Here is a 25655-nt window from a genome sequence, read left to right as displayed (position 1 = left end):
TATGTTTTCCATGTTATTTCGCACATATTACTAAATTATTAACTCTTTTCTTTTAAAAAGGTACAGAGGTGCAAAGGTTTTATTTTAGGTACTAAGGTTCTAAGTTTCTGAGGTGCTAAGCTTTTTAACTTTATAAATAAAAAAAACCGAACATAAGTTCGGCTTTTGTGTAGTATTTAAGTTTTTAATTTTAATGAGGAATCTATATACCTCTGAACCTTTGCGCCTCAGAACCTTAGAACCTCAAAAAAAAACTAATCCTGGATATACGTTTTATTTCCATTAGAATTAATGTAATACTTACCGCCTTTAGGTCCAGTATAAACCTTTTTGCCGTTATATTCACCAGTAACTTTGTCTGCAACTTTAGGAGCTTTTTCGTTAGTTTCCTTAAGTTTTTTAGTCGAAGATTTAGCAGCAGATTTGCTGTCAGCTTTTGCCTTATCTGCTGTTGCAGCTGCTTTGTCAGCAGTTGATTTCGCTTTTTTAGATTCGGCAGTTGCTTTGTCTGCAGCTTTATCTGCACTAGCTTTTGCTTTTTTAGATTCAGCGGCTGCTTTATCTGCGCTTTTTTTATCTGCGCTAGCTTTCGTTTTGTCTGCTTTCTCTTTCGCCTTATCTGCAGTTTTTTTAGCATCGGCAGCAGATTTATCAGCGCTTGCTTTTGCTTTTTTAGCAGAAGCTTCTGTAGCTTTTTTTGTTGTTGTAGCTGCATCCTGAGCATAAAAATTACTAGAGAAAACAACTAGAAAACAAAGTAATAATAATTTTTTCATAAGGTTACATGTTTAAATTTGAATTAAAATTAAACAATTTTTTCTTACCTTATTATTAAAGGACTAAAAATAAGCGCGAAGCTGTACATTTCCAGTATGCACAGTAGATCCGGTCTCGCTTTTACGGCCTTGATAGTTTAGATTAACATCTAAAAACTGTGTTATGTTTTTCTGTAACAGTAATTTCCAAACTAAATTAGAACCCGCCTGAAGTCCTTCGAGCATTTGAAAACCTACTGATGAAAATTCATTTCCATCAAATTTATTTTCATAAAAAGAAAATTCTCCATTCAGTGTTATTTTTTTCTCGCCGGCAAAAGAAAAAGAAGTTCCGATTCTGTTTTGAGCAAGAGTTTCAAGATTTCCAATTTGGTTTTTCTTATTCTGAAGTTCATAAAAGAAATCCAGACTCGTATTTTTTGAAAACAAATAACTGATTTTTGGCGCAATCTGATATCCTGTAATATTGTAGTTTTTCTCGACAAAATCTTCTGAAACCAAAGTTGTTTTAATCGATTTGGTAAAGAAATTAAACAACCAGCTTTTTTGGTACAAATGTGTGTATTGCAATTGATGCGAATTGTTCCTTACATCCTGCGAACCTACAGAAAGTAAACTTTTACCTTTATTAATAAGATAAGAATAGGTTACAGAATGTTTTTGTTTACCTCGATTATAGTACAAACTATTTCTAAAACTCGAATTTAATCCCAATATATTTTCATCAGAAGAACTAAACGGATTCAGTTCTAAACGCTCGTCTTCGCTTTTTACTTTTCTATCTAAAATAAAAGAAGTCTGATTATAGAAATAAGAAAGCAATTTCTTGAAACCTGTATCGCTCTGCCATTGCAGTGGATTTAAAGTAACCGACTGCGAGAATTTATTTTGATTGGTTTTAATGTAAACCTGATTCGGTAAAAAGATTCGAATATATCGCGCCTGATCTGGGAAAGCAGCGATTTCAAACTCTTCCAATTCCTGAATGCCGTTTCCGTTATAATCATTCCAGGTGTAAACGCCTTGTCCCGTTGGAACCTCAATATAGGTAAATTCCTGTTGTGCAATAGTTCCTGAACTCGTTTCGTAAGCCGTTCCAATCTGCATTAACTGATTAAAAAAGCGATCGTTGTACAAAACTCTGGAGTTTAATGAAGGTTCATTTTTGCGTAAAACATCTGTAAAATCCAAAGTTCTATAACTGGCATAAACGGCTAAATCTGTTTTTTTAGTCTGAATCAATTTCGATTTTAAATAATAAGTCTGCGAATTGTTTACATGCTGTAGTAATCCGTTTTGCAAACTATCATTTCGGCGTCGTAAAAAGCCCAATTCAACAAAAACTTTAGTACTGTCGCCACGTCCGACAAAAGCGCCATACTCTGTAAACCTTTGACTTAAAGCCGAAAACTGATTGGTAATTTTATCTTTTTCCTGATTATCTTCGATTTGTAAACTCCCGCCAATCCAGTTTTTGCCAAAATGATATTTGGTTCTGGTTTGATTTCGAATAAATTTAGAAGTCGAAGCCGTTGCATCAGAATTTAAAAAACTTCCATTATTTTCTATCGTCCATTTTTTCAATTTAAAAAGTGCCGTTGTTGTATGTCTTGTTCCAGAATAACTTTCAGAAAAATCTAATTTCTCCAATTGGTAGGTAAACAAACCAATATTTGAAGTTGTTTTTTTGGCAAACAAATCAAAATTTAAACCCGTTACCAAAAGACTTTGATTGCCATAAAGTGTAGCGTTTAAATTCCAATCGCGGTTAAACTCAATATTGTACAAACGCTCAACCGATTTAAAATTTTCCTGCACAAACTGATAATTGGCAAAACCATCCAAAGTCCAGTCTTTAGTAAAAAGACGTTTTTTGACATTCATTTTCAAAGCAACACCTTTATTATTAGCATCATCAATTCCAGAAAATAAATTCAGGTCATTGTTACTTACTCCCAATTCAAAATCAACCAATGTTTTTTCGTCAGGATTGTATTTTCCTAAAAAAGTCGCAACCTGAAGTTTTATAGGCGCAACAAGTCGTACAATAGGTTCGTAATTTCCTTGTAAAACGCCATTTACAGGAGGTATATATTCATAAATACGTTCTACAGAATTGTTATTTTGTATAGTATAATTTCCAAGATTATTTCCGACCAGACTAAACTTTACATTGTACAAAACATCCGCAGAATTATTAGAATATTCATAAACTTCAACTCCGTTAAGAAGAACCTTTTTATATAAAATTTTAGTATCGGCATACGAATCTTCATAAGCAGAAGGAGCCGTCATCAAATTCGGATTATCTCCCGCCTGAGCTAAAACCTGAACCTGTTCTTTAGAAAGATTTTGCTGTAAAGGCTGATTTTTCAGATCATTTTCTGAATAAAGATAACCGCCAAAACTCCAGTTTTTGTTTTGATGCGTAGCACCTAAATAGGTAACCAGTCGATTGTAATTTCGTTCAGAATATTGATATTCAATATTAATACGCATTTCAGAATTGATAGGAAAAAGTGAGGTAAAAACAATTTCGCCCGCATTATAATCAATTACATAATCGTTGTTTTCACCGCGTTTCAGCAAAACGCCATTTACATAAACCCGCTCAGAACCCGAAATAACCAAGACGTACAACTCGCCGTTTTGTCCCTTTAATTTATAAGGACCTTGATTGCCTTCTTGTCCGATAAAAGTGCTTTTGGCATATTGTCCTTTTACAAATGCAACCGAAGCAAAAACATTGGTTTTACTTTTTTCGGTATCAAAATCAAAACTGGTAGAAAGTCCCTGAACCTTTTTGTTAAAGCGTAGAAATTGGGTTTTGTTATTTTCTAAAAAAACATCGCCTGCGCGGATGTTCCAGTCATCGCTGAAAAGTTCCATAAAAATATTATCAAACTGATCTAATTTCTGCGAATAACCTCCGTCTTGCAGCGGAATATTACTGTCTTGAAGTGAAGCTCTTAAACTTACTTTGTCGGATATTTTTCCTGTAATCTGTAAATCTAAGTTAGAATTTAAAACTGTATTTTGATTATTTCCAACTGTAACACCGCGCGTAATGCTTCCCGAAGTACTTAAACCATCAAACGGAGTAACTTTTTTGGCATTTGTATTTTCTATTTTATACAATTTCTCCGTACCGGCTTCATTGCTCACAACCTGATTGGATTTGTAAAGACTGTATTCTTTGGTTAAAAAATCAGGATATTTTAGATAGTTAACGACTAAAGTATCAGAAGCAGTTAAGTTTTCATTTAAAAGCAAAGTTCCTTTTTGAAAATCAACCTTATAAAAATCAGGATTTATGGGTTCGTGTTTGGTATTTAAAAGTTCAAAAAAACTCGAGTTAATACTAAACTCTTCCAGATGTATCGTGTCTTTGGTAACAATTACTTTTTTTGTTTGGTACGCCGATTCTGTTTCCTGTGCCTGAAGCGCAGAATAGCAGAGAAACACCGTAAAAAACAGTAATTTTTTCAACATAAATACTTTAACTCTAAAAAGTCAAAAGTAGTATTTATAATTCGGAATTGTTGCGTGGGATATTTTAGTTTTATTGTCGAAAAGACGGTTATTTATTATGCCATGCGATAACTGTGAGTACTACGATTAAAATTATTATGGCAAATACAGAATTTGGATTTGCAAAATTTATAGTCCAGCCTAATTCTTTTACTTTTTTTGGAGGAAATATTCTTGAATCTTTCGGATTATAATAAAAGATTCCCCAGATCCAGTTGTTAGGATCATTGCTCCATTGGTTTTGAGTTTCCTCTGATGGTTCGTTATTATCGTTCATAATTCTGAAAATACTGTGGCTAATTGTTTAATTAGAATAAAGTTACTCGTTTTTTTCTTAAATTAATTTACAAATTATTAAAATTACAAATTTTATTATTGTAAAATAATTCTTATTTTTGATTATAGAACACGCCAAAATCATGAATATAACTGTAGGAAATAAGTTAAAAGAGATACGAAAATCTCAAAAATGGTCACAAGAAGATGTTGCCAATTATTTACAGATATCGCAATCTTTATACGCCCAAATAGAAAGAGGAGAAAGTATGTACTGGATTGATAATTTAGAATCAATTTGTGACGTTTTTAAAATTCTACCGCAGCAATTAATTCGAAATAGTGTGGAAAGGAATATTTTTGAGAAATCTATAAACTTGGAGAAAATAAAAACATACGAAAAAACAATAGCGGAACAAGAAATAAAGATTGCAGAACTAAAGAAAGTAATCAAAAAATTAAAGAAATCGGCATAAATAAAAGAGGTTTCACTATTTTAGTGAAACCTCTTTTTATATTTGAATTGATAATTAACTGAAATAAAGTGATAATTAATTTACTTCTTTAGTAACCACCTGCATGGTTTCGCGGCTTACTTGTTTTAGTAAAACTTCTTTGTTTTCTTCTACAGTCTGTGCCGCTTGTTCTGTAAAGTGACGAATCGTATATAAAGTTACATTTTCGTTATAATCAACTTTGAATTTTTTAGATAGAATTGCATTCAATTCATTAAAATTCTCAAATTTATCTTCTACACAAACAGAGAAACTAATCGCTGAATTCTGAATCAGGTTTACTTTGATTTTAAATTCATGGAACAAAGCAAAAATCTCGCTGATGTTTTCTTCCATAATAAAAGAGAAATCTATGGATGAAAGCGAAATTAAAAGCTGGTTTCTTTTTACAATAAAACATGGATACTGCGGCTCTAAATCAACACCTTTAGAAACACAAGTTCCTTTTAATAACGGATTGATAAAAGATTTTACATACAACGGAATTTCTTTTTTCTGTAACGGCTGTAATGTTTTTGGGTGAATAACCGTAGCACCGTAAAAAGCCAATTCGATAGCTTCACGATATGAGATTTGATTTAACAGACTCGCATTTTCAAAATAACGCGGGTCAGCATTCATAACTCCCGGAACGTCTTTCCAGATTGTTACACTTTCTGCATTTAAGCAATAAGCAAAAATTCCGGCAGTATAATCAGAGCCTTCACGGCCAAGAGTTGTTGTAAAGTTATTATCGTCAGCACCCAAAAATCCCTGAGTAATATTTAATATTTTTCTAGGAACATTTTTGCTGATATTTTGTTGTGTAATTTCCCAGTCAACTTCTGCATCTCTATAGTTGGCATTGGTTTTAATGAAATTACGAACATCAAGCCATTGCGTCTGAATTCCCATGAAATTCATGAAATGGCTTAAAATTGTAGTCGAAATCAATTCACCAAAACTCACAATCTGATCATAAACAAAATTGTAATTTGGCGATTTATTATGCGCTAAAAAATATTCTAACTCAGCAAATTGAGCATTAACAGCTGCAAAAACAGCGTGATTTTCATCATCAAATAAATCCAATAAGATTTGATTGTGATATTTTTTTATTTCTTGTACAGAAGAATTTAACTCTGTAGATTTATCAAAATAATTCTTGATAACAACCTCAAGAGCATTTGTAGTTTTTCCCATAGCCGAAACTACCAAAATTACATCCTCATAACCTACCTTTTGTAAAACGTCATAAACGTTTTTAATTCCATCTGCATCTTTTACCGATGCTCCTCCAAATTTAAATACTCTCATTATTAATTTATTAGATTTTAGTCCCGATAGCTATCGGGATAGATTTCAGTTTGGGGCGAAATCTTGTACTTTTTTTGCCACAGATTGTACGGATTAAAATGATTTTACAATCTGTGTTGGTTTGCCACGAATTTCACAAATCGATTAGTGTAATCAGTGGCAAAAAATATTTTTATAATTTTTCTAAAAATGCATCAATTCCGTTTTGATCCATTTGAACAACCTGCCATCCGTCCAGGATTTTGGCTCCGGAATTCTTGTAGAAATTTACCGCCGGCGTATTCCAGTCCAGAACATTCCATTCTACTCTGCGTACGTTTTCTCTTTTTCCTTGTTTCATAATTTCGGCATACAAAGCAGAACCTAAACCTGTACCGCGCATTTTTTCCTTTACGATTAAATCCTCAAGGTGAATTGTCTTTCCTTTCCAGGTAGAATAGCGGTAATAATACAATGCAATTCCAACAATTTCTTTGTCATTAGATTCATTTTCAATTTCGGCAACAAAAACCTGAAATAATGGTTTTTCGCCAAATCCGTCGCGCACTAAATCAGCGGCTGTAATGACAACAGCTTCTGGTTCTTTTTCGAATATTGCCAGTTCCTGAATCAGTTCCAGAACCGCATTCATGTCTTCAGGATTTCCTTTTCTAATATTCATAATTATTCAAAAATTTAATTTTCGTGTTCCTCATATATAGTAGCTGCTTCTTTCAAATTTAAGGCGTGTGCACACACAGACATTAATTCAGGGCAATTTCTATATTCGTATTATTACTTGACTATTAGCAAAGAAAGTATTTTTTTATGCGACACTTTTTGCCTTTCATTATCAAATATACAATAGTAGCAAACTAACGAAATAATTTTTAAATCATTCTCACAAAAAAAACGATATTTGTGACTTAAAAATAAAACTACAACGATTTAGTAATGGAAGAACGCAATAAAACACTGGGAGAGTTTATTATTGAGAATCAAAAAGCATTTCAATACTCATCAGGGGAGTTATCCCGAATTATCAACTCTATACGTTTGGCGGCAAAAGTCGTAAACTATAAAGTAAACAAAGCAGGGCTTGTCGATATTATCGGCGCCGCCGGAGAACAAAACATTCAAGGCGAAGATCAGCAGAAACTAGATGTTTATGCAAACGAAGTATTTATCCAGACGTTAATAAACCGTGAGATTGTCTGTGGTATTGCTTCTGAAGAAAACGACGATTTTATTACTGTTCAGGGGAGCGACAACAGTCATAATAATAAGTACGTGATCTTAATGGATCCGCTGGACGGATCTTCAAACATTGATGTAAATGTTTCGGTTGGAACTATTTTTTCTGTTTTTAGAAGAATTACACCAATTGGAACTCCGGTAACAAGCGAGGATTTTTTACAGCCGGGAATAAATCAAGTAGCAGCGGGTTACGTAATTTATGGTACGTCAACAATGCTGGTGTATACAACCGGACATGGCGTAAACGGATTTACCTTAAATCCTGCAATTGGTACTTTTTATCTTTCGCACCCAAATATGCAGTTTCCAAAAGACGGACATATTTATTCGGTAAACGAGGGTAATTATGTTCATTTTCCGCAAGGTGTAAAAAATTACATCAAATATTGTCAGAGAGAAGAAGAAGACAGACCGTACACTTCAAGATATATCGGAAGTTTGGTTGCCGATTTTCATCGAAATATGATTAAAGGCGGTGTTTATATTTATCCAACAAGCTCAAAAGCGCCAAAAGGGAAATTGCGTTTATTATACGAATGTAATCCAATGGCGTTTATTGCAGAACAGGCGGGAGGAAAAGCAACTGATGGTTTTGGAAGAATTATGGAAATCCAGCCGACAGAATTGCATGAAAGAGTTCCGTTTTTCTGCGGAAGTCAAAATATGGTAGAAAAAGCGGAGGAATTTATGGCTGAAACAATTTAGTTTTTAGTCCTTAGTACTTGAAGCTCATATTGATATTTAAACCCGACAGGTTTTTAAAACCTGTCGGGTTTTGTTTTATAAAATGTTTTAATTTAAAAATAAAAAGCCCAGTAGATTTAAAAAAAATCCACTGGGCTTTATTTAATTTTATCAAAACTAAGTACTAACGACTCAGAACTAAATAAAAATTATTTATTCATATTTTCCATTTCGAATGAAAAAGTATCTAAATCTACTTTTTTATCCACAAGAGATAATGCTTTAGAAACAATATAATCAACATTTCCCGGCGTAAAACCTAATGCTAATCCCATACGTTTTAGCATCACTTCTTGCTGATCTCCTAAATGGTGGTCAACATGTACCATTCTTGCTAAGTCATACAAACGCTCAACGCGCTGTGCGTATAAATAAGGTGGGTTTATTGGGTGTTTCCAAGGATCTGTAAGGATCTCTTTGTATTCTTCTTCTGAAATTTCTAATCTTGAAGCAAGTTTATCCAAGAAAGCCTGCTCTTCATCATTAATTTTTCCGTCAGCAAAAGCTACACGTACAATTGCAGAGAAATGACCTTTATTTCTTTGTTTGAATTCGTTATCAAATAATTCTGAAAATGACATAATTAATCGGTTTTTTATCGAGCAAAGATAAATCTTATTTTAATTTAACAAATTTAAATTTCTCATAAAATTTAACTTATTTTTCTGCGTTGTTTTTAGAAGAGGGTTTTCTTTAATTTTCAAAATTAATCGTAAGTTTACAACCCCATAATCAATTAATACCATAGCCTATTATGTCGCAATTTTGGATTTACTTTCAAATAGGATTGAAGCACGTTTTAGATATTCATGCCTACGATCACGTTCTTTTTTTAATCGCATTAACAGTTCCTTACACCTTTAAAGACTGGAAACGTATTTTACTTTTAGTTTCCGTTTTTACCATCGGTCACACAGTAGCTTTATTGCTTTCTGTTTTCGGAATTATTGCTGTTAAAGTGAATATTGTCGAGTTTTTAATCCCGATTACAATCTTAATAACCGCCTTATTTCACTTGTTTACAGCAGGGAAAACATCAAAGGGCGAAGGTCTAAATTTAGTGTTTTTTGTCACTTTGTTTTTCGGTATAATTCACGGACTTGGATTTTCTAATTATTTCAAGACAATATTAGGAGGGAGTGCAACGTCAAAATTACTACCTTTGGGAGAATTTGCTTTAGGAATCGAAGTAGCGCAGCTGGTTGTAGTTTTTGTAGTATTGATTATATCCTATATAGTACAAACCGTTTTCCGTTTTTCAAAACGCGATTGGGCGCTTGTAATGTCAGCTTTTATTATTGGAGTTGTAATTCCGATGATCATCGATAGTCCTATTTGGAACAGATAAAATAAATGGAAATAAAAAAATTAAATAAATACGATAAAGCGTATTTGCGAATTGCCAAAGAGTGGAGTCTGCTCTCTTATTGCAAGCGTAAACAAGTTGGAGCGATTATCGTAAAAGACCGAATGATCATTTCAGATGGTTATAACGGTACGCCTTCGGGTTTTGAAAATTGCTGCGAAGACGAAGACGGATTAACACGCTGGGATGTGCTTCATGCAGAAGCCAATGCAATATTAAAAGTAGCGAGATCAACACAATCCTGCGAAGGAGCAACATTATATATTACACTTTCGCCTTGCAAAGAATGCAGTAAATTAATTCATCAGTCTGGAATAAAAAGAGTCGTTTATCAAAATGGATATCGTGACGATTCCGGGCTTCAGTTTTTAACAAAAGCAGGTATTGAAGTGGAACATATTCCTGATTTAGAAGAGTAAATGAAATTTAACTCAAAATATTTGCCTATTGTTATAGGAGCAGCCCTTGCTCTTGGCATAATCCTCGGAAGCTTAATGAACGCTCCCGTTGATGATCAGCTTTTGGCTAAAAATTACTCCAAAACAAAGCTCAATAAACTAATTGATTTTATCAATAACGAATATGTTGATAGTATTAATACTGACTCCATTGTAAATCTTACCGTCGATAATATCTTATCCAAATTAGATCCGCATTCCGTTTATATTCCGCCGACAGAACAAGCAGAAGTTGCCGAAAGCATGAAAGGAGATTTCGTTGGAATCGGAATCAATTTTTATATGTATAAAGATTCCGTAGCGATTATAAAACCTATTGAAAATGGACCTTCAGCAAAAGCGGGGCTAAAATCAGGTGACAGAATTTTATTTGCAGGAAAAACAAAATTATTCGGCAGAGGTTTACCTTCAGATAGTTTGTTTTCTAAATTGAAAGGAAAACAAGGAAGCGAAATCGAATTAACTGTTTTTAGAAAATCAGCCCAAAAGAATCTTAAGTTTAAAATAAAAAGAGATGTCATTCCTATTAAGAGTGTTGATGCATCTTTGTTAATTGACAACAATACCGGTTATATAAAAATCAATCGTTTTGCAGAAACTACTTTTGATGAATTTAAAACAGGTCTGACCAGATTGAAACAAAAAGGGATTCAGTCACTGATAATTGACCTTCGTGAAAACGGCGGTGGTTATATGGAAGAAGCGGTTGCGATTGCAGATGAATTCCTAAAAGACAAACAGCTGATTGTTTTTACCAAAAATAAAAATGGTTCAACAGAAAAAACATACGCAACAAAAGCAGGTAGTTTTGAAACTGGAAAAGTGTATGTTTTAATTAATGAAAACAGTGCTTCTGCCAGCGAAATATTAGCTGGAGCATTACAAGATAATGATCGCGGTACTATTGTTGGCCGTCGTTCTTTTGGAAAAGGTCTCGTACAACGCGAAATGGATTTTAATGACGGATCTGCAGTTCGGTTAACAGTAGCACGTTATTACACGCCAACCGGAAGATCAATTCAGAAACCGTATAAAAAAGGAAACGAAGAATATTACAAAGAATCAGAAGGTCGTATTAAATCTGGTGAATTGTACGCAAAAGACAGTATAAAAATAGCCGATACTTTAAAGTTTAAAACGCCAAAAGGTAAAATTGTTTACGGTGGCGGCGGTATCGTTCCAGATGTTTTTGTGCCGATTGAAGCCGAACACGGAAATGAAAATGTTGCTTATCTTTTGCAGACTGGAATTGTTGGACATTTTGTTTTTGAAGAATTAGACAAAAACCGAAATACATTTGCAGGACTTCATTTTAATGAGTTTTTGAGTAAAATGAAAAGTTCAGATGTTTACTTTAAAAAGTTTAAAAACTATATTGCAATGACTGGTCTTGATATAAAATTAGATACCACCAAAGCATTAGTAAACCGATACATAACTGCAGAGTTCGCGAGACAATTGTACGGAGAATTATATTATTATGATGTAATTCTAAAAGAAGATGCGATGATTAAAGCTGTAGTAAATCCGAAAAAGTAATTTTAAACTCTTTTTTAAATGGAAATAAATCTCGTTGTAAATGCAGAAATTGAACTTTTGACTGCAATAAAAAATGCTGATGTTTTTGCTTTAGAAAAAATACTGCATGATGATTTGCTTTTTAATCTTCCTGACGGACAAACAATAACCAAAGGATTTGATTTAAACACTTATCGTTCTGGTAAAATGAAAATTGAGGTTCTCGAAGCTTCAGATCAGATTATTAATATAATCGAAAACAATGCTGTTGTAGGGGTTACTATTCTGCTAAAAGGTACTTATGACAATCAGCCTTTGGATGGAGTTTTTCGATACATTCGCGTTTGGAAACAATTTGATGAAAACCTGAAAGTCATCGCAGGAAGTTGTTCAGCGTTAAAATAAATCTACCACAAATAATAATAATTTTTTAAAATATAATATAACAAAACTTGCCTATATCTTAGCGAGCTTTGTGTAAAGCTTTGCGAACTTCGCAATTAAATAATAAATCAAAACATGAAAAATCTAAAAAGAATTGGTGCACTAATCGTTTTAATGACATTTGTAATTTCTTGCGCAACCATGAAAGGAAATAACGCCATTACAGGAAAAGTAGATTCAATAGAATCTGGAAAAGACGGATATACAGCAAAAATAACAACAGATTCAAAAGAAGTTTATTTTGCGACAATCAGTATTGTAAATGTTGGCGGACCGCAAAATTACAAACAATTGAAAATTGGAGATGAGGTTTCTGTAAAAGGGGAAATCTGGAAAACAGATGACGAAAAACATATCAAAGTAACTGAAATTGTTTCTGTGAAATAAACATAAAATAATTAAACCATATAAGTTATATAAGTTAATATAATGCTTTTGCGCATTTATTAAATGTTCTTATATAACTTATATGGTTTAATTTTATTTTTTTTATCGAATACTATCGTGTACATGAGTCTGTACACCGTTATTCCATAAAGTCAGAATATCTGTTGCGACTGCAGCACCACTTCCGGCAGCAATTGCCAATTGGCTTCTCCATCCTGCCAAAGTTCCGATAGCATAAATACCATCGGCAACTTTATGATCTTCATTTTTAAGCTGAATGCGCTGTTTTTCTGGAAGCGCTTTTTTATGAGGTTCTACATATTGCAGTAAACCTTCAATATCAAAAGTATTAGCAGAACCAATCCCGACAACGATATTTTTTGTTTGGTATGAGTTTTTGTTTGTAGTAACGGTGAATTCAGGGTAAGAACCTTCAACTTTTACTACTTTTTCATTTGGTATTTGTAAAATATGAGAATAACTTTCGGCTAGATGTTCTGTACTTTCAGTAAGTAATTCAGAGCCCAATTTGCCAGGCGTTATTCCGTAAGCATTGTAGAAAATTGCTTCTTGTAAAGAAGAATTCTTTTGGTGGGTAAAAACCCCAATTTTTTTATCGGTAACAAAAGATTTGTTTTTGGCAGAACCTAAAACAAGTGCACAAGACATGCCCGAAACTCCTCCGCCGATAATCAAAACGTCAAACATATTATCTGCCGTTGGTTTTTTCTTCGATTTTTTTAGAAATTCTAAAAATCAGAAGAATCAAAACAGCGCAAAATGAAGCAGCAATTCCAATAAAAGCCACAACACTGTCTCCCTGAAAAGGATTTTTGAAGTCTAATAGCGTAATATTAAAAACAATTAAAGCTAAGGCTAAAAGCACTAAGATTGAAGTGAAAATTTTCATATGGATGTTTATTTGTCTAAAAAAATAAAGTATAACTGAAATGTTAAAAAATCGCTTAAAGTTATATTTTAGAACTTTTATGGGGTAAATTTATAAAAATATATGTTAGACGAACAAACCTTTAACATTAGCAGCGAATAATTTAACAGCAATCGCTAAAAGTATTACTCCAAACGTCTTACGAACCACGCCAAGTCCGTTTTCTCCTAATAAAGTTTCTATTTTTTTAGATGACTTTAAAACAATATAAACCAGGATGATATTCAATAAAATAGCAATAATAATGTTTATGGTATGAAATTGAGATCGAAGTGAAAGCAAAGTAGTCATTGTTCCCGCACCAGCAATCAGCGGAAAAGCCAAAGGAACAATAGAAGCAGATCCCGGTTCTTCGTCACGATAAATTCTTATTCCTAAAATCATTTCTAAAGCAAGAAAGAAAAGTACAAACGAACCCGCAACTGCAAAAGAATGTACATCGATACCAATAAGGTTAAGAAGGCCTTCTCCAACAAATAGAAAAACAATCATAATCATTCCGGCAACAAGAGAAGCTTTTTCAGAATCTATATGACCAACTTTTGCGCGTAAGTTTACAATAATAGGAATAGATCCTACAATATCAATTACGGCAAACAGCACCATACTAACAGTAACAATTTCTTTAAAGTCGATTTCTAACATACTGCTTTGATTTTAAGGGATTAAAAACTGCTGCAAAAGTAGATAATAAAGTTAGGTGTTTTTTGGTTACAAATCACTTTTGTTATAAAAACACGTTTACTGGGTTAAAAAAGTGATATATGTAACAATAATAGTTTTTACCGCAAAGTATCGCAAAGAATTTTAATAAAGATTTGCAAAGATTTAATTGTAAAAAAATGAAATCTGCTTCAATCATTTTGAATCTGGGTGAAATAGAAACCTTTGTAAATCAGTAAATTTTTTATCTGCTTTCTTTGACTATCTTTGCACTTTATTAAACTAAGTATTTTTAGCGTCATGTTTCAATTAGGTAAAACCATTATTTCTGAGGATATTCTTGAAAAAGAATTTGTATGCAACTTATCAGCTTGTAAAGGAGCCTGCTGTGTTGACGGAGATGCCGGCGCGCCATTAAGCGAAGCAGAAACTAAAATTATGGAAGAGATTTATCCAAAAGTAAAACCTTTTTTGCGAAAAGAAGGAATTGCAGCCATTGAAGCGCAGGGAACTTGGGTAAAAGGAACCGATGGTGATCTCGAAACACCTTTAATAGATAATAAAGATTGTGCATACGTAATTTTTGACGGTAAAACGGCACTTTGCGGCATCGAGCAAGCTTACAATCAAGGAATCGTAGATTGGAAAAAACCAGTTTCTTGTCATTTATATCCAATTCGTGTGAAAGACTTCACGGAGTTCGCAGCTGTTAATTATGACAAATGGGATATTTGTGATGATGCTTGTTCTTTAGGAAAAGAATTAGAAGTTCCAGTTTATAAATTTGTCAAAGAAGCCCTAGTTAGACGCTTTGGAGAGGATTGGTATATGGAGCTTGAAAAGGTGGCTCAGGAACTCAAAAATTCTTAAAAATTAGGGGCTTAATAAACGTGTTTTTCACACACATATTTTAACTCAAAAGAATAAATTTTTACCTCTAAAAAATCTTTTAAAAACAAATTAAATTTACTTGTTTCTTAATCTAAAAAGTCTATATTTTACGGGCTTTCAGGAGAGATTTTTGTTTTTAAATAGTTCATTTACAGTAAATTAATTTATTGTATGAAAATCATTTCAATTTTTCCCGTTGTTAAAAACTATGTCAGATTGTGAATAAGTTTGAGTTTGATTTTTGGCGTTAATTGACAATCTTTGTAGTCTATTGAATTAGCAAAAATTCAGTATAAAAATTAAACAAAAATTGTCATGTCACAAGTAGAACCAATCTTACAAGAAAATAAAAATCGTTTCGTTATTTTTCCTATCAAACATCATGATATTTGGGAATGGTACAAAAAGATGGAAGCTAGTTTTTGGACTGCCGAAGAAATCGATTTACACCAAGATTTGACAGATTGGAATAATAAACTTAGTGACGACGAAAGATATTTCATTAAACACATATTAGCATTCTTTGCAGCTTCTGACGGAATTGTAAATGAAAATCTTGCTGAAAACTTTGTAAACGAAGTTCAATATGCTGAAGCGAAGTTTTTTTATGGTTTCCAGATCATGATGGAAAACATTCACAGTGAAACTTACTCTTTACTAATTGACACTTACGTGAAAGATGAAGCAGAAAAAGCAGAACTATTTAATGCTTTGGAAGTTTTTCCTGCAATTGGTAAAAAAGCAGAATGGGCTTTAAAATGGATCGAGTCTGATTCGTTTGCAGAAAGACTAATTGCTTTTGCTGCTGTAGAAGGAATTTTCTTTTCTGGTGCTTTCTGTTCTATTTATTGGTTAAAAAAACGTGGACTTATGCCAGGATTAACTTTTTCTAATGAGTTGATTTCTCGTGACGAAGGCGTACATTGTGATTTTGCAGTTCACTTGCACAATCACCACTTAATTAATAAAGTTCCGAAAGAAAGAATTAAAGAAATCATTGTTGATGCTTTAAATATCGAGAGAGAATTTGTTACAGAATCTCTTCCGGTAAGTTTAATTGGAATGAATGCAACTCTAATGACACAATATCTGGAATTTGTTGCAGATAGATTATTAGTAGAATTAGGCTGCGAACGTGTGTATGGATCAGCGAATCCGTTTGATTTCATGGACATGATTTCTCTTCAGGGAAAAACTAATTTCTTTGAAAAACGTGTTGCCGAGTATCAAAAATCTGGTGTTATGAACACGGATAGTGATGCTCAGAAAATTTCATTTGATGCAGATTTTTAGACAACCAGAATAAAATTTTAATGCCTGCTCTTTAAGAGACATTAAAAAAGAATAACAAAAATTTTTTAGGTTGAATCGCTTTCCCAAATCGTAGATTCAATAGCAATTTTAGGCGTATTTAAATTCATATTTCGAATTTGAAACGCGTAACTATTGAGAATGCCGTAATTCTCAAAAAATAATTTAAAAATACGCAATGTTTGAGTGCTGGAATTCGTTTTCTAGTGTCTTTCATTTTTTCAATAACAATTAAAAAAGTAAACTTATGTATGTAGTAAAAAGAGATGGCCACAAAGAGCCCGTAATGTTTGATAAGATTACAGAAAGAATCAAAAAATTGTGTTACGGGTTGAATGAACTCGTAGATCCTGTTAAGGTAGCCATGAGAGTTATCGAAGGATTGTATGACGGTGTTTCTACTTCTGAACTTGATAATCTTGCAGCAGAAACGGCGGCATCTATGACAATTGCACACCCAGATTATGCGCAATTGGCAGCTCGTGTGGCGATTTCAAACCTACACTCTAATACCAAAAAATCGTTCTCTGAAACGATGAAAGATATGTACAACTACGTTAACCCAAGAAATGGACAAGATGCGCCGTTACTTTCTGACGAAGTTTTTAATGTAATTCAGGAAAACTCAGAATTTCTGGATTCTCATATCATTTATACAAGAGATTTTAATTACGATTATTTCGGATTCAAAACTTTAGAGCGTTCATATCTTCTAAAAATAAACGGAAAAATAGTAGAGCGTCCGCAGCACATGTTAATGCGTGTTTCTGTTGGTATTCACTTAGACGATTTAAAATCTGTAATTGAAACTTACGATTTAATGTCTAAAAAGTTCTTTACGCATGCAACACCAACGTTGTTTAATGCTGGAACTCCAAAACCGCAAATGTCTTCTTGTTTCCTTTTGGCAATGCAGGATGATAGTATTGATGGAATTTATGATACCTTAAAACAAACTGCAAAAATCTCGCAATCAGCGGGAGGAATTGGACTTTCTATTCATAACGTACGTGCAACAGGATCTTATATCCGTGGTACAAACGGAACTTCAAACGGAATTGTTCCGATGTTGAGAGTTTTTAATGATACAGCTCGTTACGTAGATCAAGGTGGTGGAAAACGTAAAGGAAGTTTTGCGATTTACATCGAAACCTGGCATGCTGATATCTTTGATTTCTTGGATTTGAAGAAAAATACAGGAAAAGAAGAAATGCGTGCAAGAGATTTATTCTTCGCAATGTGGACTTCTGATTTATTCATGAAACGTGTTCAGGAAGACACAACTTGGACTTTAATGTGTCCTAACGAATGTCCGGGATTATACGATGTTTACGGAGAAGAATTCGAAGCATTATATACGGATTATGAATTTCAGGGAAAAGGAAGAAAAACAATCCGTGCACGTGAATTATGGGAGAAAATCCTTGAATCACAAATCGAAACGGGAACACCATATATGTTGTACAAAGATGCAGCAAACCGTAAATCGAACCACAAGAATTTAGGAACAATTCGTTCTTCTAACTTGTGTACAGAGATTATGGAGTTTACATCTAAAGACGAAATTGCAGTTTGTAACTTGGCTTCGATCTCTTTACCAATGTTTGTTGACAACGGAAAATTTGATCACCAAGCGCTTTACACCGTTACAAAACGTGTAACTCGTAACTTAAACAAAGTAATCGACAGAAACTACTACCCAGTAAAAGAAGCAGAAAACTCAAACTTACGCCACCGTCCGGTAGGATTAGGAGTTCAAGGTTTGGCAGATGCTTTTATCATGTTGCGTATGCCGTTTACTAGTGATGAAGCTAAAAAATTAAACCAAGAGATTTTCGAAACTTTATACTTCGCAGCCGTAACCGCTTCTATGGAAATGGCAAAAGAAGAAGGGCCATATTCTACATTTGAAGGTTCTCCAATGTCTAAAGGAGAATTCCAATATAACATGTGGGGAATGAAAGATGAAGAATTATCTGGTCGTTGGGACTGGGCTTCATTAAGAAAAGAAGTGGTAGAACACGGAGTTCGTAACTCATTATTGGTTGCGCCAATGCCAACTGCATCTACTTCTCAGATTTTAGGAAACAACGAAGCTTTCGAACCTTATACATCAAACATTTACACACGTCGTGTATTGTCTGGAGAATTTATCGTAGTAAACAAACATTTACTTCACGATTTAGTAGAAAGAGGATTGTGGAACGAATCGTTGAAACAAGAAATCATGCGTCATAACGGATCTGTTCAAAACATTGATATTATTCCGCAAGACTTAAAAGAATTATACAAAACAGTTTGGGAAATGTCGATGAAAGATATTATCGATATGTCACGTCAAAGAGGTTATTTTATTGACCAATCTCAATCGCTAAACTTGTTCATGCAAGATGCAAACTATTCTAAACTAACGTCAATGCATTTCTACGCTTGGCAGTCAGGTTTAAAAACAGGAATGTATTACTTAAGAACAAAATCTGCGGTAGATGCGATTAAATTTACCTTAAACAACGATAAAAAAGAAGAAACAGCACCAAGTCTAGTTGCAGAAACAGAAGAAATCAGTGTTGAGGATTATAAAGCGATGTTGCTAAAAGCACAAGCAGCAGATCCAGAGGATTGTGAAATGTGCGGGTCTTAATTTTAGATTTTAGATTTTAGAATGTAGATTTTAGATTTTAGATTTAATTTGATATATGAAAAGCAGTTATTGTAATGATAACTGCTTTTTTTGTGGGTTATATTTTTTATTTTATAATCATCATTCTGTCATTTCGACGAAGGAGAAATCTCCGCAAGAAACTCGACAAAGATTGGCGATTTGCTGTGCGGAGCTACTTGCGAAGATTTCTCCTTCGTCGAAATGACAAACTTTACGTCACACTGTTTGATTTTCCGTTTTCATAACCACAATCTTGTCATTTCGACTGAAAGGAGAAATCACACTCGTAACCACAAAGATTGAGACTTTTCTTTGCAGAATCCCGCGTGTGATTTCTCCTTTCAGTCGAAATGACAAACTGTGAGGAATACTGTGTGTTATTCTTAATCACAATATTATAAATAAAAATAGCGTTCTAAAACCTTAGAACCTTAGCAACTCAGAACCTCAGAATCTCAGTAACTTAGTACCTCCCTCAAATTAAACCTTTTCCAAAAATAAAAGTCTTACTTCTATACAAATTCCTGTTGTTATGAAAAAAAGCAATCTTTGGTCTTTACGATTGGGTTTCTCAGGAAAAGAAGCCGATAAAATCGAGAAATTAGGATTAGAAAAATTCCTAAAGAAGTCTTATGATACAAAGGTTGACAAAGCACTTCCTGCTTTTCTTAACGACGATCCCAAAACTTTAGCAGAATTAAAGGAATTAAAACAAGCCATAAAAGATGCAGATTCAGAAGCTAAAAAGAAAGCGCTAAAAAAAGCAATCTATTCTGGAATTGAATTTCGAAGATGGTGGATTAATAAAATGCGAACAGAAGAATTTCCGCTTCGGGAGAATATGGTTGTTTTCTGGCACAATCATTTTGTTTCTACTTCACAAAAAGTAAAAGTGAATTATTGGATTTACCAGCACAATATGATTTTGCGCGAAAATGCTTTTGGGAACTTTAAAGAGTTGACCAAGCAAATCGTAAAGTCGAATGCAATGGTAAAATACCTGGATAATGTCGACAACAAAAAAGATAAATACAACGAAAATCTAAGCCGTGAATTATTAGAATTATTTACCATCGGAATTGGAAATTATTCCGAAGATGATATCAAAAACGGTGCGCGCGCTTTAGCAGGATTAAATCTCGGAGAAGACGGTGCAGTTTACAGAAACCGTATTGAAGACAATACTGATAAAACATATTTCGGTAAAACCGGAAATTGGAAAGCCGATGATTTAGTCGATATCATCTTTGAACAAAAGAATATTCCATATTTAATAACCCGAAAAATTCTAAAATGGTTTGTTTATGATAATCCTTCAGAAGAATTAGTGGTTTATTATGGCGATTATTTCCGAAAGAAGAACTTTGAAATTGAACCTTTGCTGACTAAAATTTTCACAGAAGAGTATGCCAAAGAAAATGCTGGAAAGAAAATCAAAGATCCGCTAGTGTATATTATACAGCTTATAGAGGAATTAGAAGTAAAGGATTTTGATGATGCTATGATTGCACTTTTTACAAGACAACAAGGAATGGATTTGTACAATCAGGTCAATGTAAAAGGTTGGGACGGTGGCAATGCATGGTTAACTTCTCAAATCTATTTACAGCGTAATAATACCTCAGATTTACTTTGCAGCGGAAGAAGTATTTCCAGAAAAGTAATAAAAACAATGGTTGAAGAAGGAGGCAAATCAAACAAAGAACTCGAAAAGATAGAGGTAAAAATTGATTTTGACTCTAACGGAACTAACAAAACAATCATTACCGAATTATCCAACAGATTATTATTTAATGTAAACGATTCGATGCAGAAAGACATGGAAAATTTACTTAAATATGATTTCGACCCAAAAGAAGAACACGCCAATTTTGCCGTAATTCGATTGTTCAATTACATTTCAAAATTGCCAGAATATCAATTAATCTAGAAGTTTAAGGCTATGAACAGAAGAAATTTTCTAACACTTACAGGAACGTTTACTGGCGGAATGCTTTTACTTCCTGATTTTTTGCATGCTTATGGTACTCAAAGTAATTTAGTTGTCGGCGAACAATGCGTTGTTTTTGTGCAACTCAACGGAGGAAATGACGGATTGAATACTTTTATTCCGTACGAGAATCCACTTTATTATGATTACAGAACGAAGATTGCTTTGAGCAAAGATGTCGTTGTGAGCAAAAATAGCGGCATGGCATTTCATCCGGCATTAAAAGATTTTGCTCAAATGCAGCAGAACGGAGATTTAACCGTGATTCAAAATGTGGGATATCCAGAACCAATTCGTTCCCATTTTAGAAGTCAGGAAATTTGGCAGACTGCAACAGATTCTAATAAATATATAAACGAAGGATGGCTTGGGCGTTATTTAGATTTGCAATGTCATGACCATAACCCAACGGCTGGAATAAATATAGACTCGATTGATAATTTGGCTTTAAAAGGAATTGAGCCCAACTCAATAACCGTAAAAGACCCGAATAAGTTTAAAATAAAATCAGATAAAGAAGAAAATGTAACGCTGTCTGAAAATCCGCAATTGGATTTTGTTCGAAAAATAGCCAATTCGGTTACAGAAGGTTCAGACGAAATCCAGAAAGCATTAGCAAAATCTAAAGCTGAAATAAGTTATCCAAAAACGGGATTGTCTAAAAATTTAGAATGGATTGCACGTTTAATAAAAGGAAATTTAAATTCTAAAGTATATTATACTTCGCTTGGCGGTTTTGATACGCACGATAATCAGCTTGCGATTCACGAAAGAAAATTAACGGAACTAAATGATGCGTTGTTTAGTTTTTATCAGGATTTGAAACAATCTAAAATGCTTCAGAACGTTACAGTTGTTGTTTTTTCAGAATTCGGGCGACGAGTAAAAGACAACGGAAATGGAACCGATCACGGAACTGCGGCGCCAATGTTTATTATTGGAGGAAATAATAAAGGAACAATTTTAGGGAATAATCCCGATTTGTCTAATCTGGATAACGGCGATTTAAAATATGAAATTGATTTTAGAAGTGTGTATGCTTCTTTATTAAAAGAGAAACTGGATTTTGATTATTCTAAAATTGGAATTAAGAATAGAGCAGTTTCTGGATTGTTTTGAGTTTTTTTGCCACGAATTTCACGAATTTACGCTAATTTTTATTTTAAATCTTTCTATTGGTATTAAGTAAATTGATTGTATAGTTGAATAATTGGTGCTAATTAGTGAAATTCGTGGCAAAAAAACCTTAGACCCTTAGCAACTCACAATCTCAGAACCTTAAAAATAACCCCATTTTTTTACATTATCATACAAAACAGGATTAATTTGTTAAGAAATCCCTTTTTGTTTCATAAAATGCAATATTTTTTTTGGAGAGGTGAAAATAATTTATACATTCGCAGAGAATTTATTGAAAATCACAATCGAAATGTCAAACAACCGTTTTTATTTTAGCAACTCTTTTTATTTCTTCTTTAGTAGAAGTGAGGATTGTGCTATGGTTATTTGAAATTAAATTAAGACAAATAAAACTAATATACAATCCTGATGAAAATCAGGATTTTTTTTTGACTATATGACAACTAAAATTGCAATACAAGGTATTAAAGGTTCTTTTCATCATCAGGTTGTGAAAGAGTATTTCTCTGAAAATGTGGAAATTGATGAATGTTTGTCTTTTGAAGAATTAATTGACAGCCTTCTTGCCGGAAAATCAGATCAGGCAGTTATGGCGATTGAAAATTCGATTGCAGGACCGATAATTCCGAATTACGCTTTGATTGATAAGAATAATTTGCACATCATTGGAGAACATTATTTAAGCATTCACCAAAATTTAATGACTTTAAAAGGTCAGAAAATAGAGGATATAAAAGAAGTTCATTCACATCCAATGGCATTATTGCAATGTATGGATTTCTTAAAAAAATATCCAAACATAAAATTGGTTGAAGATAAAGATACGGCTGAAACAGCAAGAAGAATTCAGGAAAAACAATTAAAAGGAATTGCTGCGATTGCAAGTAAAGTAGCTTCAGAAATGTACGATCTTGAAATTATTGCGCCGGAGATTCAGACGATCAAAAATAACATGACACGTTTCGTGATTATAAAAAAACAGAATTCATTTTTACCGGAAAGCGAAATCAACAGAGCTTCGATCAAATTTGAATTAGATCATAAAAGAGGAAGTTTGGCAGCGGTTCTAAATGTAATGAGCGACTGCAAACTGAATTTGACAAAAATTCAGTCGCTTCCAAAAATTGAAACACCTTGGAAATATTCATTTTTTGTAGATGTAACATTTGAGAAATACGAAGATTACGCAAAAGCAAAATCATTATTAAATATAATGGCAGAATATTTTAAAGTGTTGGGGGAATATAGAAACACAAAGCCATAAATGGCAAATTTCAATTTTTAAAATACCAAATTCCAATCCTTCGGGATTAAAAAACAGAAAATTCTAAAAGAGAATACATAAGAATCATGATTACAACAGCAAAACGATTAGACACAGTTGAAGAATACTACTTCTCTTCAAAATTGAGAGAAGTGAGACAACTGATGTCTGAAGGAAAATCGATCATCAATATGGGAATTGGAAGCCCTGATTTGAGTCCGTCAAAAGCAGTAATTGAAGCAGTCGCTGCAGCAATTCAAGACGAAAACGGACATGGTTATCAAAGCTATCAGGGATTACCAGAAATGAGGCAGGCGATGGCAGATTTTTATCAGGATCAATTTGGTGTTGCAGTGAATCCGAATAATGAGATTTTACCATTAATGGGTTCAAAAGAAGGAATTATGCATATTTCGTTAGCATTTTTAAATGAAGGCGATCACGTTTTAATTCCGAATCCAGGTTATCCAACTTATACTTCGGTAACTAATTTGGTAGGAGCAGTTCCGGTTTATTATGATTTGAAAGAAGAAAATGCATGGGAACCGGATTTTGAAGCTTTAGAAAAACAGGATCTTTCAAAAGTAAAAATAATGTGGCTGGGGTATCCGCACATGCCGACAGGGGCGAGAGGAAGTTTAGCGTTATTTGAAAAATTGGTTGCTTTTGCTAAAAAACACAATATATTATTGATCAACGACAATCCGTATAGTTTTGTTTTGAATGATAATCCGATGAGTTTATTGCAGGTTGAAGGCGCAAAAGAGGTGGCTTTAGAATTGAATTCATTAAGCAAAACGTTCAACATGGCGGGCTGGAGAGTCGGAATGGTTTTAGGAAACGCTGAAATCATTGATGCAGTTCTAAAAGTAAAAAGTAACATGGACAGCGGAATGTTTTACGGAATCCAAAAAGGCGCGATTGCTGCTTTAAAATGTGATAAATCGTGGTTTGAAGATAACAATAAAATTTACAGACGCCGAAGAGAATTAACTGAAAAACTGGCTGAAAAATTAGGCTGTAAAGTATATAAAGAAGGAGTTGGATTGTTCGTTTGGGCAAAACTTCCGGAAGGAATAGCATCAGCAGAAAAGTTCATTGACGAAATATTATATGAGAAACATATTTTCATCACGCCGGGAACAATTTTCGGAAGTAATGGTGAAGGATACATTAGATTCTCGCTGTGTGTAAAAGAAGAAAAAGTACAAGAAGCGATAGACAGATTTTAAAAATTTTAGATTTTTAGAATGTAGATTTCAGATTGTCAGGCTGAGCGGAGTCGAAGCCCGTACCAATTGGAGCGCCCTTCGACTCCGCTCAGGGTGACAAATGAAAAAAGATTTAGAATTAGCTTCAAATAATAAAGAATATGAAAGTATACGTAATAGGAATAGGATTAATAGGCGGTTCAATGGTGTTAGACATCAAGGGGCGTTATCCTGAAGCGACTATTTTCGGGATTGATAACAACGAAAAACATGTGCAGGAAGCTATTGATTTAGGAGTTATTGATCAGGAAGGAAAAATGGAATATCTTACAGAAGCCGATTTTGTGATCGTTTCGGTTCCAGTAGATGTAGCGTTGACGGTTTTGCCTAAAGTGCTGGATGCGGTTGGAGATAAAACGATTGTTTTTGAAGTAGGATCGACTAAAAAGCCAATTTGTGAAGCAGTCGCTAATCATCCGAAAAGGCGACATTTTATTGCTACACATCCGATTGCAGGAACGGAGTTTTCTGGCCCATCGGCAGCAATAAGAGGATTGTTTCAGGGAAAAACGAATATCATTTGCGAAGTGGAAAAAACCACTTTTAAACTGCAGGAAAAAGCATTAAACCTTTTTACGGCAATTGGAATGAGGATTCGATATATGGATCCGACTTCACACGACAAACACATTGCTTACGTTTCTCATTTGTCGCACATCAGTTCGTTTATGCTTGGTAAAACGGTAATGAACAAAGAAAAAGACGAACAGGATATTTTTGATATGGCGGGAAGTGGATTTGAAAGCACGGTTCGTTTAGCAAAAAGTTCGCCAGCCATGTGGACACCGATTTTTAAACAAAATCAAGAACACGTTCTGGAAACCTTAGAAGAATATATTGCAAATCTCAGTCGATTTAGGGATTTGTTGAAAGACGAAAATTACAATGCCATTTTTGAAGAAATGGAAAGCACAAATAAAATAAAAGAAATACTAAACGGATTAACAACAACTAAAAAGTAAATTAA

At 33.6% G+C, this 25655-nt stretch carries 24 protein-coding genes; 15 read left to right on the top strand and 9 right to left on the bottom strand.

What is annotated here, in order from left to right; genetic code table 11:
• Positions 1 to 254 precede the first annotated feature (254 nt).
• From EV144_RS21590 to EV144_RS21580, 3 genes are all read right to left on the bottom strand, one after another.
• A complete protein-coding gene (locus EV144_RS21590) occupies positions 255 to 776 on the bottom strand; it encodes a hypothetical protein (RefSeq protein ID WP_134151220.1) in 522 nt (173 codons plus the stop codon).
• 63 nt (positions 777 to 839) lie between these two features.
• On the bottom strand, positions 840 to 4268 hold the full coding sequence (locus EV144_RS21585) for a hypothetical protein (RefSeq protein ID WP_134151219.1): 3429 nt from the start codon (positions 4266 to 4268) through the stop codon (positions 840 to 842).
• A gap of 88 nt (positions 4269 to 4356) precedes the next feature.
• Positions 4357 to 4584, bottom strand: a complete 228-nt coding sequence (locus EV144_RS21580; RefSeq protein WP_134151218.1) for a DUF5808 domain-containing protein — start codon at positions 4582 to 4584, stop codon at positions 4357 to 4359.
• A 142-nt stretch (positions 4585 to 4726) separates the two neighbouring features.
• On the opposite strand from EV144_RS21580, the gene EV144_RS21575 reads away from it, so the two are divergent.
• On the top strand, positions 4727 to 5059 hold the full coding sequence (locus EV144_RS21575; protein WP_134151217.1) for a helix-turn-helix domain-containing protein: 333 nt from the start codon (positions 4727 to 4729) through the stop codon (positions 5057 to 5059).
• Positions 5060 to 5134: 75 nt separating this feature from the next.
• On the opposite strand, the gene EV144_RS21570 is transcribed toward EV144_RS21575, so the two are convergent.
• Together EV144_RS21570 and EV144_RS21565 are read right to left on the bottom strand one after the other, a co-directional pair.
• A complete protein-coding gene (locus tag EV144_RS21570) occupies positions 5135 to 6394 on the bottom strand; it encodes an aspartate kinase (protein ID WP_134151216.1) in 1260 nt (419 codons plus the stop codon).
• A 172-nt stretch (positions 6395 to 6566) separates the two neighbouring features.
• Positions 6567 to 7055 (bottom strand): GNAT family N-acetyltransferase, encoded by a 489-nt coding sequence (locus tag EV144_RS21565; protein WP_134151215.1) that lies wholly within the window; start codon positions 7053 to 7055, stop codon positions 6567 to 6569.
• Positions 7056 to 7327: 272 nt separating this feature from the next.
• Here EV144_RS21565 and fbp point away from each other — a divergent pair, with 272 nt between their 5' ends.
• Positions 7328 to 8335 (top strand): class 1 fructose-bisphosphatase, encoded by a 1008-nt coding sequence (gene fbp / locus EV144_RS21560; RefSeq protein WP_134151214.1) that lies wholly within the window; start codon positions 7328 to 7330, stop codon positions 8333 to 8335.
• A 188-nt stretch (positions 8336 to 8523) separates the two neighbouring features.
• Here the strand turns inward: fbp and EV144_RS21555 are convergent, their stop codons facing one another.
• On the bottom strand, positions 8524 to 8955 hold the full coding sequence (locus EV144_RS21555) for a TerB family tellurite resistance protein (protein WP_134151213.1): 432 nt from the start codon (positions 8953 to 8955) through the stop codon (positions 8524 to 8526).
• Positions 8956 to 9128: 173 nt separating this feature from the next.
• Here EV144_RS21555 and EV144_RS21550 point away from each other — a divergent pair, with 173 nt between their 5' ends.
• The 5 genes from EV144_RS21550 to EV144_RS21530 all read left to right on the top strand — a co-directional run bounded on the left by EV144_RS21550 (position 9129) and on the right by EV144_RS21530 (position 12547).
• Complete coding sequence (locus EV144_RS21550; RefSeq protein WP_134151212.1) at positions 9129 to 9722, top strand: HupE/UreJ family protein; 594 nt, start codon at positions 9129 to 9131, stop codon at positions 9720 to 9722.
• Between the two features lie 5 nt (positions 9723 to 9727).
• Complete coding sequence (locus EV144_RS21545) at positions 9728 to 10159, top strand: deoxycytidylate deaminase (protein ID WP_134151211.1); 432 nt, start codon at positions 9728 to 9730, stop codon at positions 10157 to 10159.
• Positions 10160 to 11737 carry a S41 family peptidase gene (locus tag EV144_RS21540; RefSeq protein ID WP_134151210.1) on the top strand — a complete coding sequence of 526 codons (1578 nt, stop codon included), beginning with the start codon at positions 10160 to 10162 and terminating at the stop codon, positions 11735 to 11737.
• Between the two features lie 18 nt (positions 11738 to 11755).
• The gene (locus EV144_RS21535; RefSeq protein WP_134151209.1) at positions 11756 to 12121 is read left to right on the top strand and encodes a nuclear transport factor 2 family protein; all 366 of its coding nucleotides are present in this window, start codon (positions 11756 to 11758) and stop codon (positions 12119 to 12121) included.
• Between the two features lie 114 nt (positions 12122 to 12235).
• A complete protein-coding gene (locus EV144_RS21530) occupies positions 12236 to 12547 on the top strand; it encodes a hypothetical protein (RefSeq protein ID WP_134151208.1) in 312 nt (103 codons plus the stop codon).
• A 102-nt stretch (positions 12548 to 12649) separates the two neighbouring features.
• On the opposite strand, the gene EV144_RS21525 is transcribed toward EV144_RS21530, so the two are convergent.
• From EV144_RS21525 to EV144_RS21515, 3 genes are all read right to left on the bottom strand, one after another.
• Positions 12650 to 13255, bottom strand: coding sequence for an FAD-dependent oxidoreductase (locus EV144_RS21525; protein WP_134151207.1), 606 nt, complete (start codon positions 13253 to 13255; stop codon positions 12650 to 12652).
• 1 nt (position 13256) lies between these two features.
• Positions 13257 to 13457 (bottom strand): hypothetical protein, encoded by a 201-nt coding sequence (locus EV144_RS21520; RefSeq protein ID WP_134151206.1) that lies wholly within the window; start codon positions 13455 to 13457, stop codon positions 13257 to 13259.
• 105 nt (positions 13458 to 13562) lie between these two features.
• A complete protein-coding gene (locus EV144_RS21515; RefSeq protein ID WP_134151205.1) occupies positions 13563 to 14141 on the bottom strand; it encodes a MarC family protein in 579 nt (192 codons plus the stop codon).
• Positions 14142 to 14459: 318 nt separating this feature from the next.
• On the opposite strand from EV144_RS21515, the gene EV144_RS21510 reads away from it, so the two are divergent.
• The 8 genes from EV144_RS21510 (at position 14460) to EV144_RS21475 (ending at position 25650) form a co-directional block, all read left to right on the top strand.
• Positions 14460 to 15029 (top strand): DUF3109 family protein, encoded by a 570-nt coding sequence (locus EV144_RS21510; protein WP_134151204.1) that lies wholly within the window; start codon positions 14460 to 14462, stop codon positions 15027 to 15029.
• Positions 15030 to 15365: 336 nt separating this feature from the next.
• Complete coding sequence (locus tag EV144_RS21505) at positions 15366 to 16343, top strand: ribonucleotide-diphosphate reductase subunit beta (protein WP_031455261.1); 978 nt, start codon at positions 15366 to 15368, stop codon at positions 16341 to 16343.
• A gap of 265 nt (positions 16344 to 16608) precedes the next feature.
• Positions 16609 to 19002, top strand: a complete 2394-nt coding sequence (locus EV144_RS21500) for a ribonucleoside-diphosphate reductase subunit alpha (protein ID WP_134151203.1) — start codon at positions 16609 to 16611, stop codon at positions 19000 to 19002.
• 553 nt (positions 19003 to 19555) lie between these two features.
• Positions 19556 to 20953: a DUF1800 domain-containing protein gene (locus EV144_RS21495; RefSeq protein WP_134151202.1), complete on the top strand. Its 1398-nt coding sequence runs from the start codon at positions 19556 to 19558 to the stop codon at positions 20951 to 20953.
• 12 nt (positions 20954 to 20965) lie between these two features.
• Entirely contained in the window at positions 20966 to 22132 is a 1167-nt protein-coding gene (locus EV144_RS21490; protein WP_134151201.1) for a DUF1501 domain-containing protein, read from the top strand.
• Positions 22133 to 22589: 457 nt separating this feature from the next.
• Positions 22590 to 23417 (top strand): prephenate dehydratase, encoded by an 828-nt coding sequence (locus EV144_RS21485; RefSeq protein WP_134151200.1) that lies wholly within the window; start codon positions 22590 to 22592, stop codon positions 23415 to 23417.
• Between the two features lie 86 nt (positions 23418 to 23503).
• On the top strand, positions 23504 to 24649 hold the full coding sequence (locus EV144_RS21480) for a pyridoxal phosphate-dependent aminotransferase (RefSeq protein WP_134151199.1): 1146 nt from the start codon (positions 23504 to 23506) through the stop codon (positions 24647 to 24649).
• A 140-nt stretch (positions 24650 to 24789) separates the two neighbouring features.
• Complete coding sequence (locus EV144_RS21475; RefSeq protein WP_134151198.1) at positions 24790 to 25650, top strand: prephenate dehydrogenase; 861 nt, start codon at positions 24790 to 24792, stop codon at positions 25648 to 25650.
• Positions 25651 to 25655 lie beyond the last annotated feature (5 nt).

Source organism: Flavobacterium sp. 270 (assembly GCF_004368785.1).
GTDB lineage: Bacteria > Bacteroidota > Bacteroidia > Flavobacteriales > Flavobacteriaceae > Flavobacterium.
Note: the sequence above shows the minus strand (reverse complement) of the source record. Positions and strands in the feature narration are given on the sequence as shown.

Excerpts from the sequence above, each read along its gene's own strand:
- EV144_RS21580 (WP_134151218.1), bottom strand. The coding sequence starts at position 4,584 with ATGAACGATAATAACGAACCATCAGAGGAAACTCAAAACCAATGGAGC.
- EV144_RS21510 (WP_134151204.1), top strand. The coding sequence starts at position 14,460 with ATGTTTCAATTAGGTAAAACCATTATTTCTGAGGATATTCTTGAAAAA.
- EV144_RS21590 (WP_134151220.1), bottom strand. The coding sequence starts at position 776 with ATGAAAAAATTATTATTACTTTGTTTTCTAGTTGTTTTCTCTAGTAAT.
- EV144_RS21485 (WP_134151200.1), top strand. The coding sequence starts at position 22,590 with ATGACAACTAAAATTGCAATACAAGGTATTAAAGGTTCTTTTCATCAT.
- EV144_RS21565 (WP_134151215.1), bottom strand. The coding sequence starts at position 7,055 with ATGAATATTAGAAAAGGAAATCCTGAAGACATGAATGCGGTTCTGGAA.
- EV144_RS21490 (WP_134151201.1), top strand. The coding sequence starts at position 20,966 with ATGAACAGAAGAAATTTTCTAACACTTACAGGAACGTTTACTGGCGGA.
- EV144_RS21480 (WP_134151199.1), top strand. The coding sequence starts at position 23,504 with ATGATTACAACAGCAAAACGATTAGACACAGTTGAAGAATACTACTTC.
- EV144_RS21540 (WP_134151210.1), top strand. The coding sequence starts at position 10,160 with ATGAAATTTAACTCAAAATATTTGCCTATTGTTATAGGAGCAGCCCTT.
- EV144_RS21525 (WP_134151207.1), bottom strand. The coding sequence starts at position 13,255 with ATGTTTGACGTTTTGATTATCGGCGGAGGAGTTTCGGGCATGTCTTGT.
- EV144_RS21530 (WP_134151208.1), top strand. The coding sequence starts at position 12,236 with ATGAAAAATCTAAAAAGAATTGGTGCACTAATCGTTTTAATGACATTT.
- EV144_RS21545 (WP_134151211.1), top strand. The coding sequence starts at position 9,728 with ATGGAAATAAAAAAATTAAATAAATACGATAAAGCGTATTTGCGAATT.
- EV144_RS21550 (WP_134151212.1), top strand. The coding sequence starts at position 9,129 with ATGTCGCAATTTTGGATTTACTTTCAAATAGGATTGAAGCACGTTTTA.
- EV144_RS21585 (WP_134151219.1), bottom strand. The coding sequence starts at position 4,268 with ATGTTGAAAAAATTACTGTTTTTTACGGTGTTTCTCTGCTATTCTGCG.
- EV144_RS21570 (WP_134151216.1), bottom strand. The coding sequence starts at position 6,394 with ATGAGAGTATTTAAATTTGGAGGAGCATCGGTAAAAGATGCAGATGGA.
- EV144_RS21555 (WP_134151213.1), bottom strand. The coding sequence starts at position 8,955 with ATGTCATTTTCAGAATTATTTGATAACGAATTCAAACAAAGAAATAAA.
- EV144_RS21500 (WP_134151203.1), top strand. The coding sequence starts at position 16,609 with ATGTATGTAGTAAAAAGAGATGGCCACAAAGAGCCCGTAATGTTTGAT.
- fbp (WP_134151214.1), top strand. The coding sequence starts at position 7,328 with ATGGAAGAACGCAATAAAACACTGGGAGAGTTTATTATTGAGAATCAA.
- EV144_RS21520 (WP_134151206.1), bottom strand. The coding sequence starts at position 13,457 with ATGAAAATTTTCACTTCAATCTTAGTGCTTTTAGCCTTAGCTTTAATT.
- EV144_RS21475 (WP_134151198.1), top strand. The coding sequence starts at position 24,790 with ATGAAAGTATACGTAATAGGAATAGGATTAATAGGCGGTTCAATGGTG.
- EV144_RS21505 (WP_031455261.1), top strand. The coding sequence starts at position 15,366 with ATGTCACAAGTAGAACCAATCTTACAAGAAAATAAAAATCGTTTCGTT.
- EV144_RS21515 (WP_134151205.1), bottom strand. The coding sequence starts at position 14,141 with ATGTTAGAAATCGACTTTAAAGAAATTGTTACTGTTAGTATGGTGCTG.
- EV144_RS21575 (WP_134151217.1), top strand. The coding sequence starts at position 4,727 with ATGAATATAACTGTAGGAAATAAGTTAAAAGAGATACGAAAATCTCAA.
- EV144_RS21495 (WP_134151202.1), top strand. The coding sequence starts at position 19,556 with ATGAAAAAAAGCAATCTTTGGTCTTTACGATTGGGTTTCTCAGGAAAA.
- EV144_RS21535 (WP_134151209.1), top strand. The coding sequence starts at position 11,756 with ATGGAAATAAATCTCGTTGTAAATGCAGAAATTGAACTTTTGACTGCA.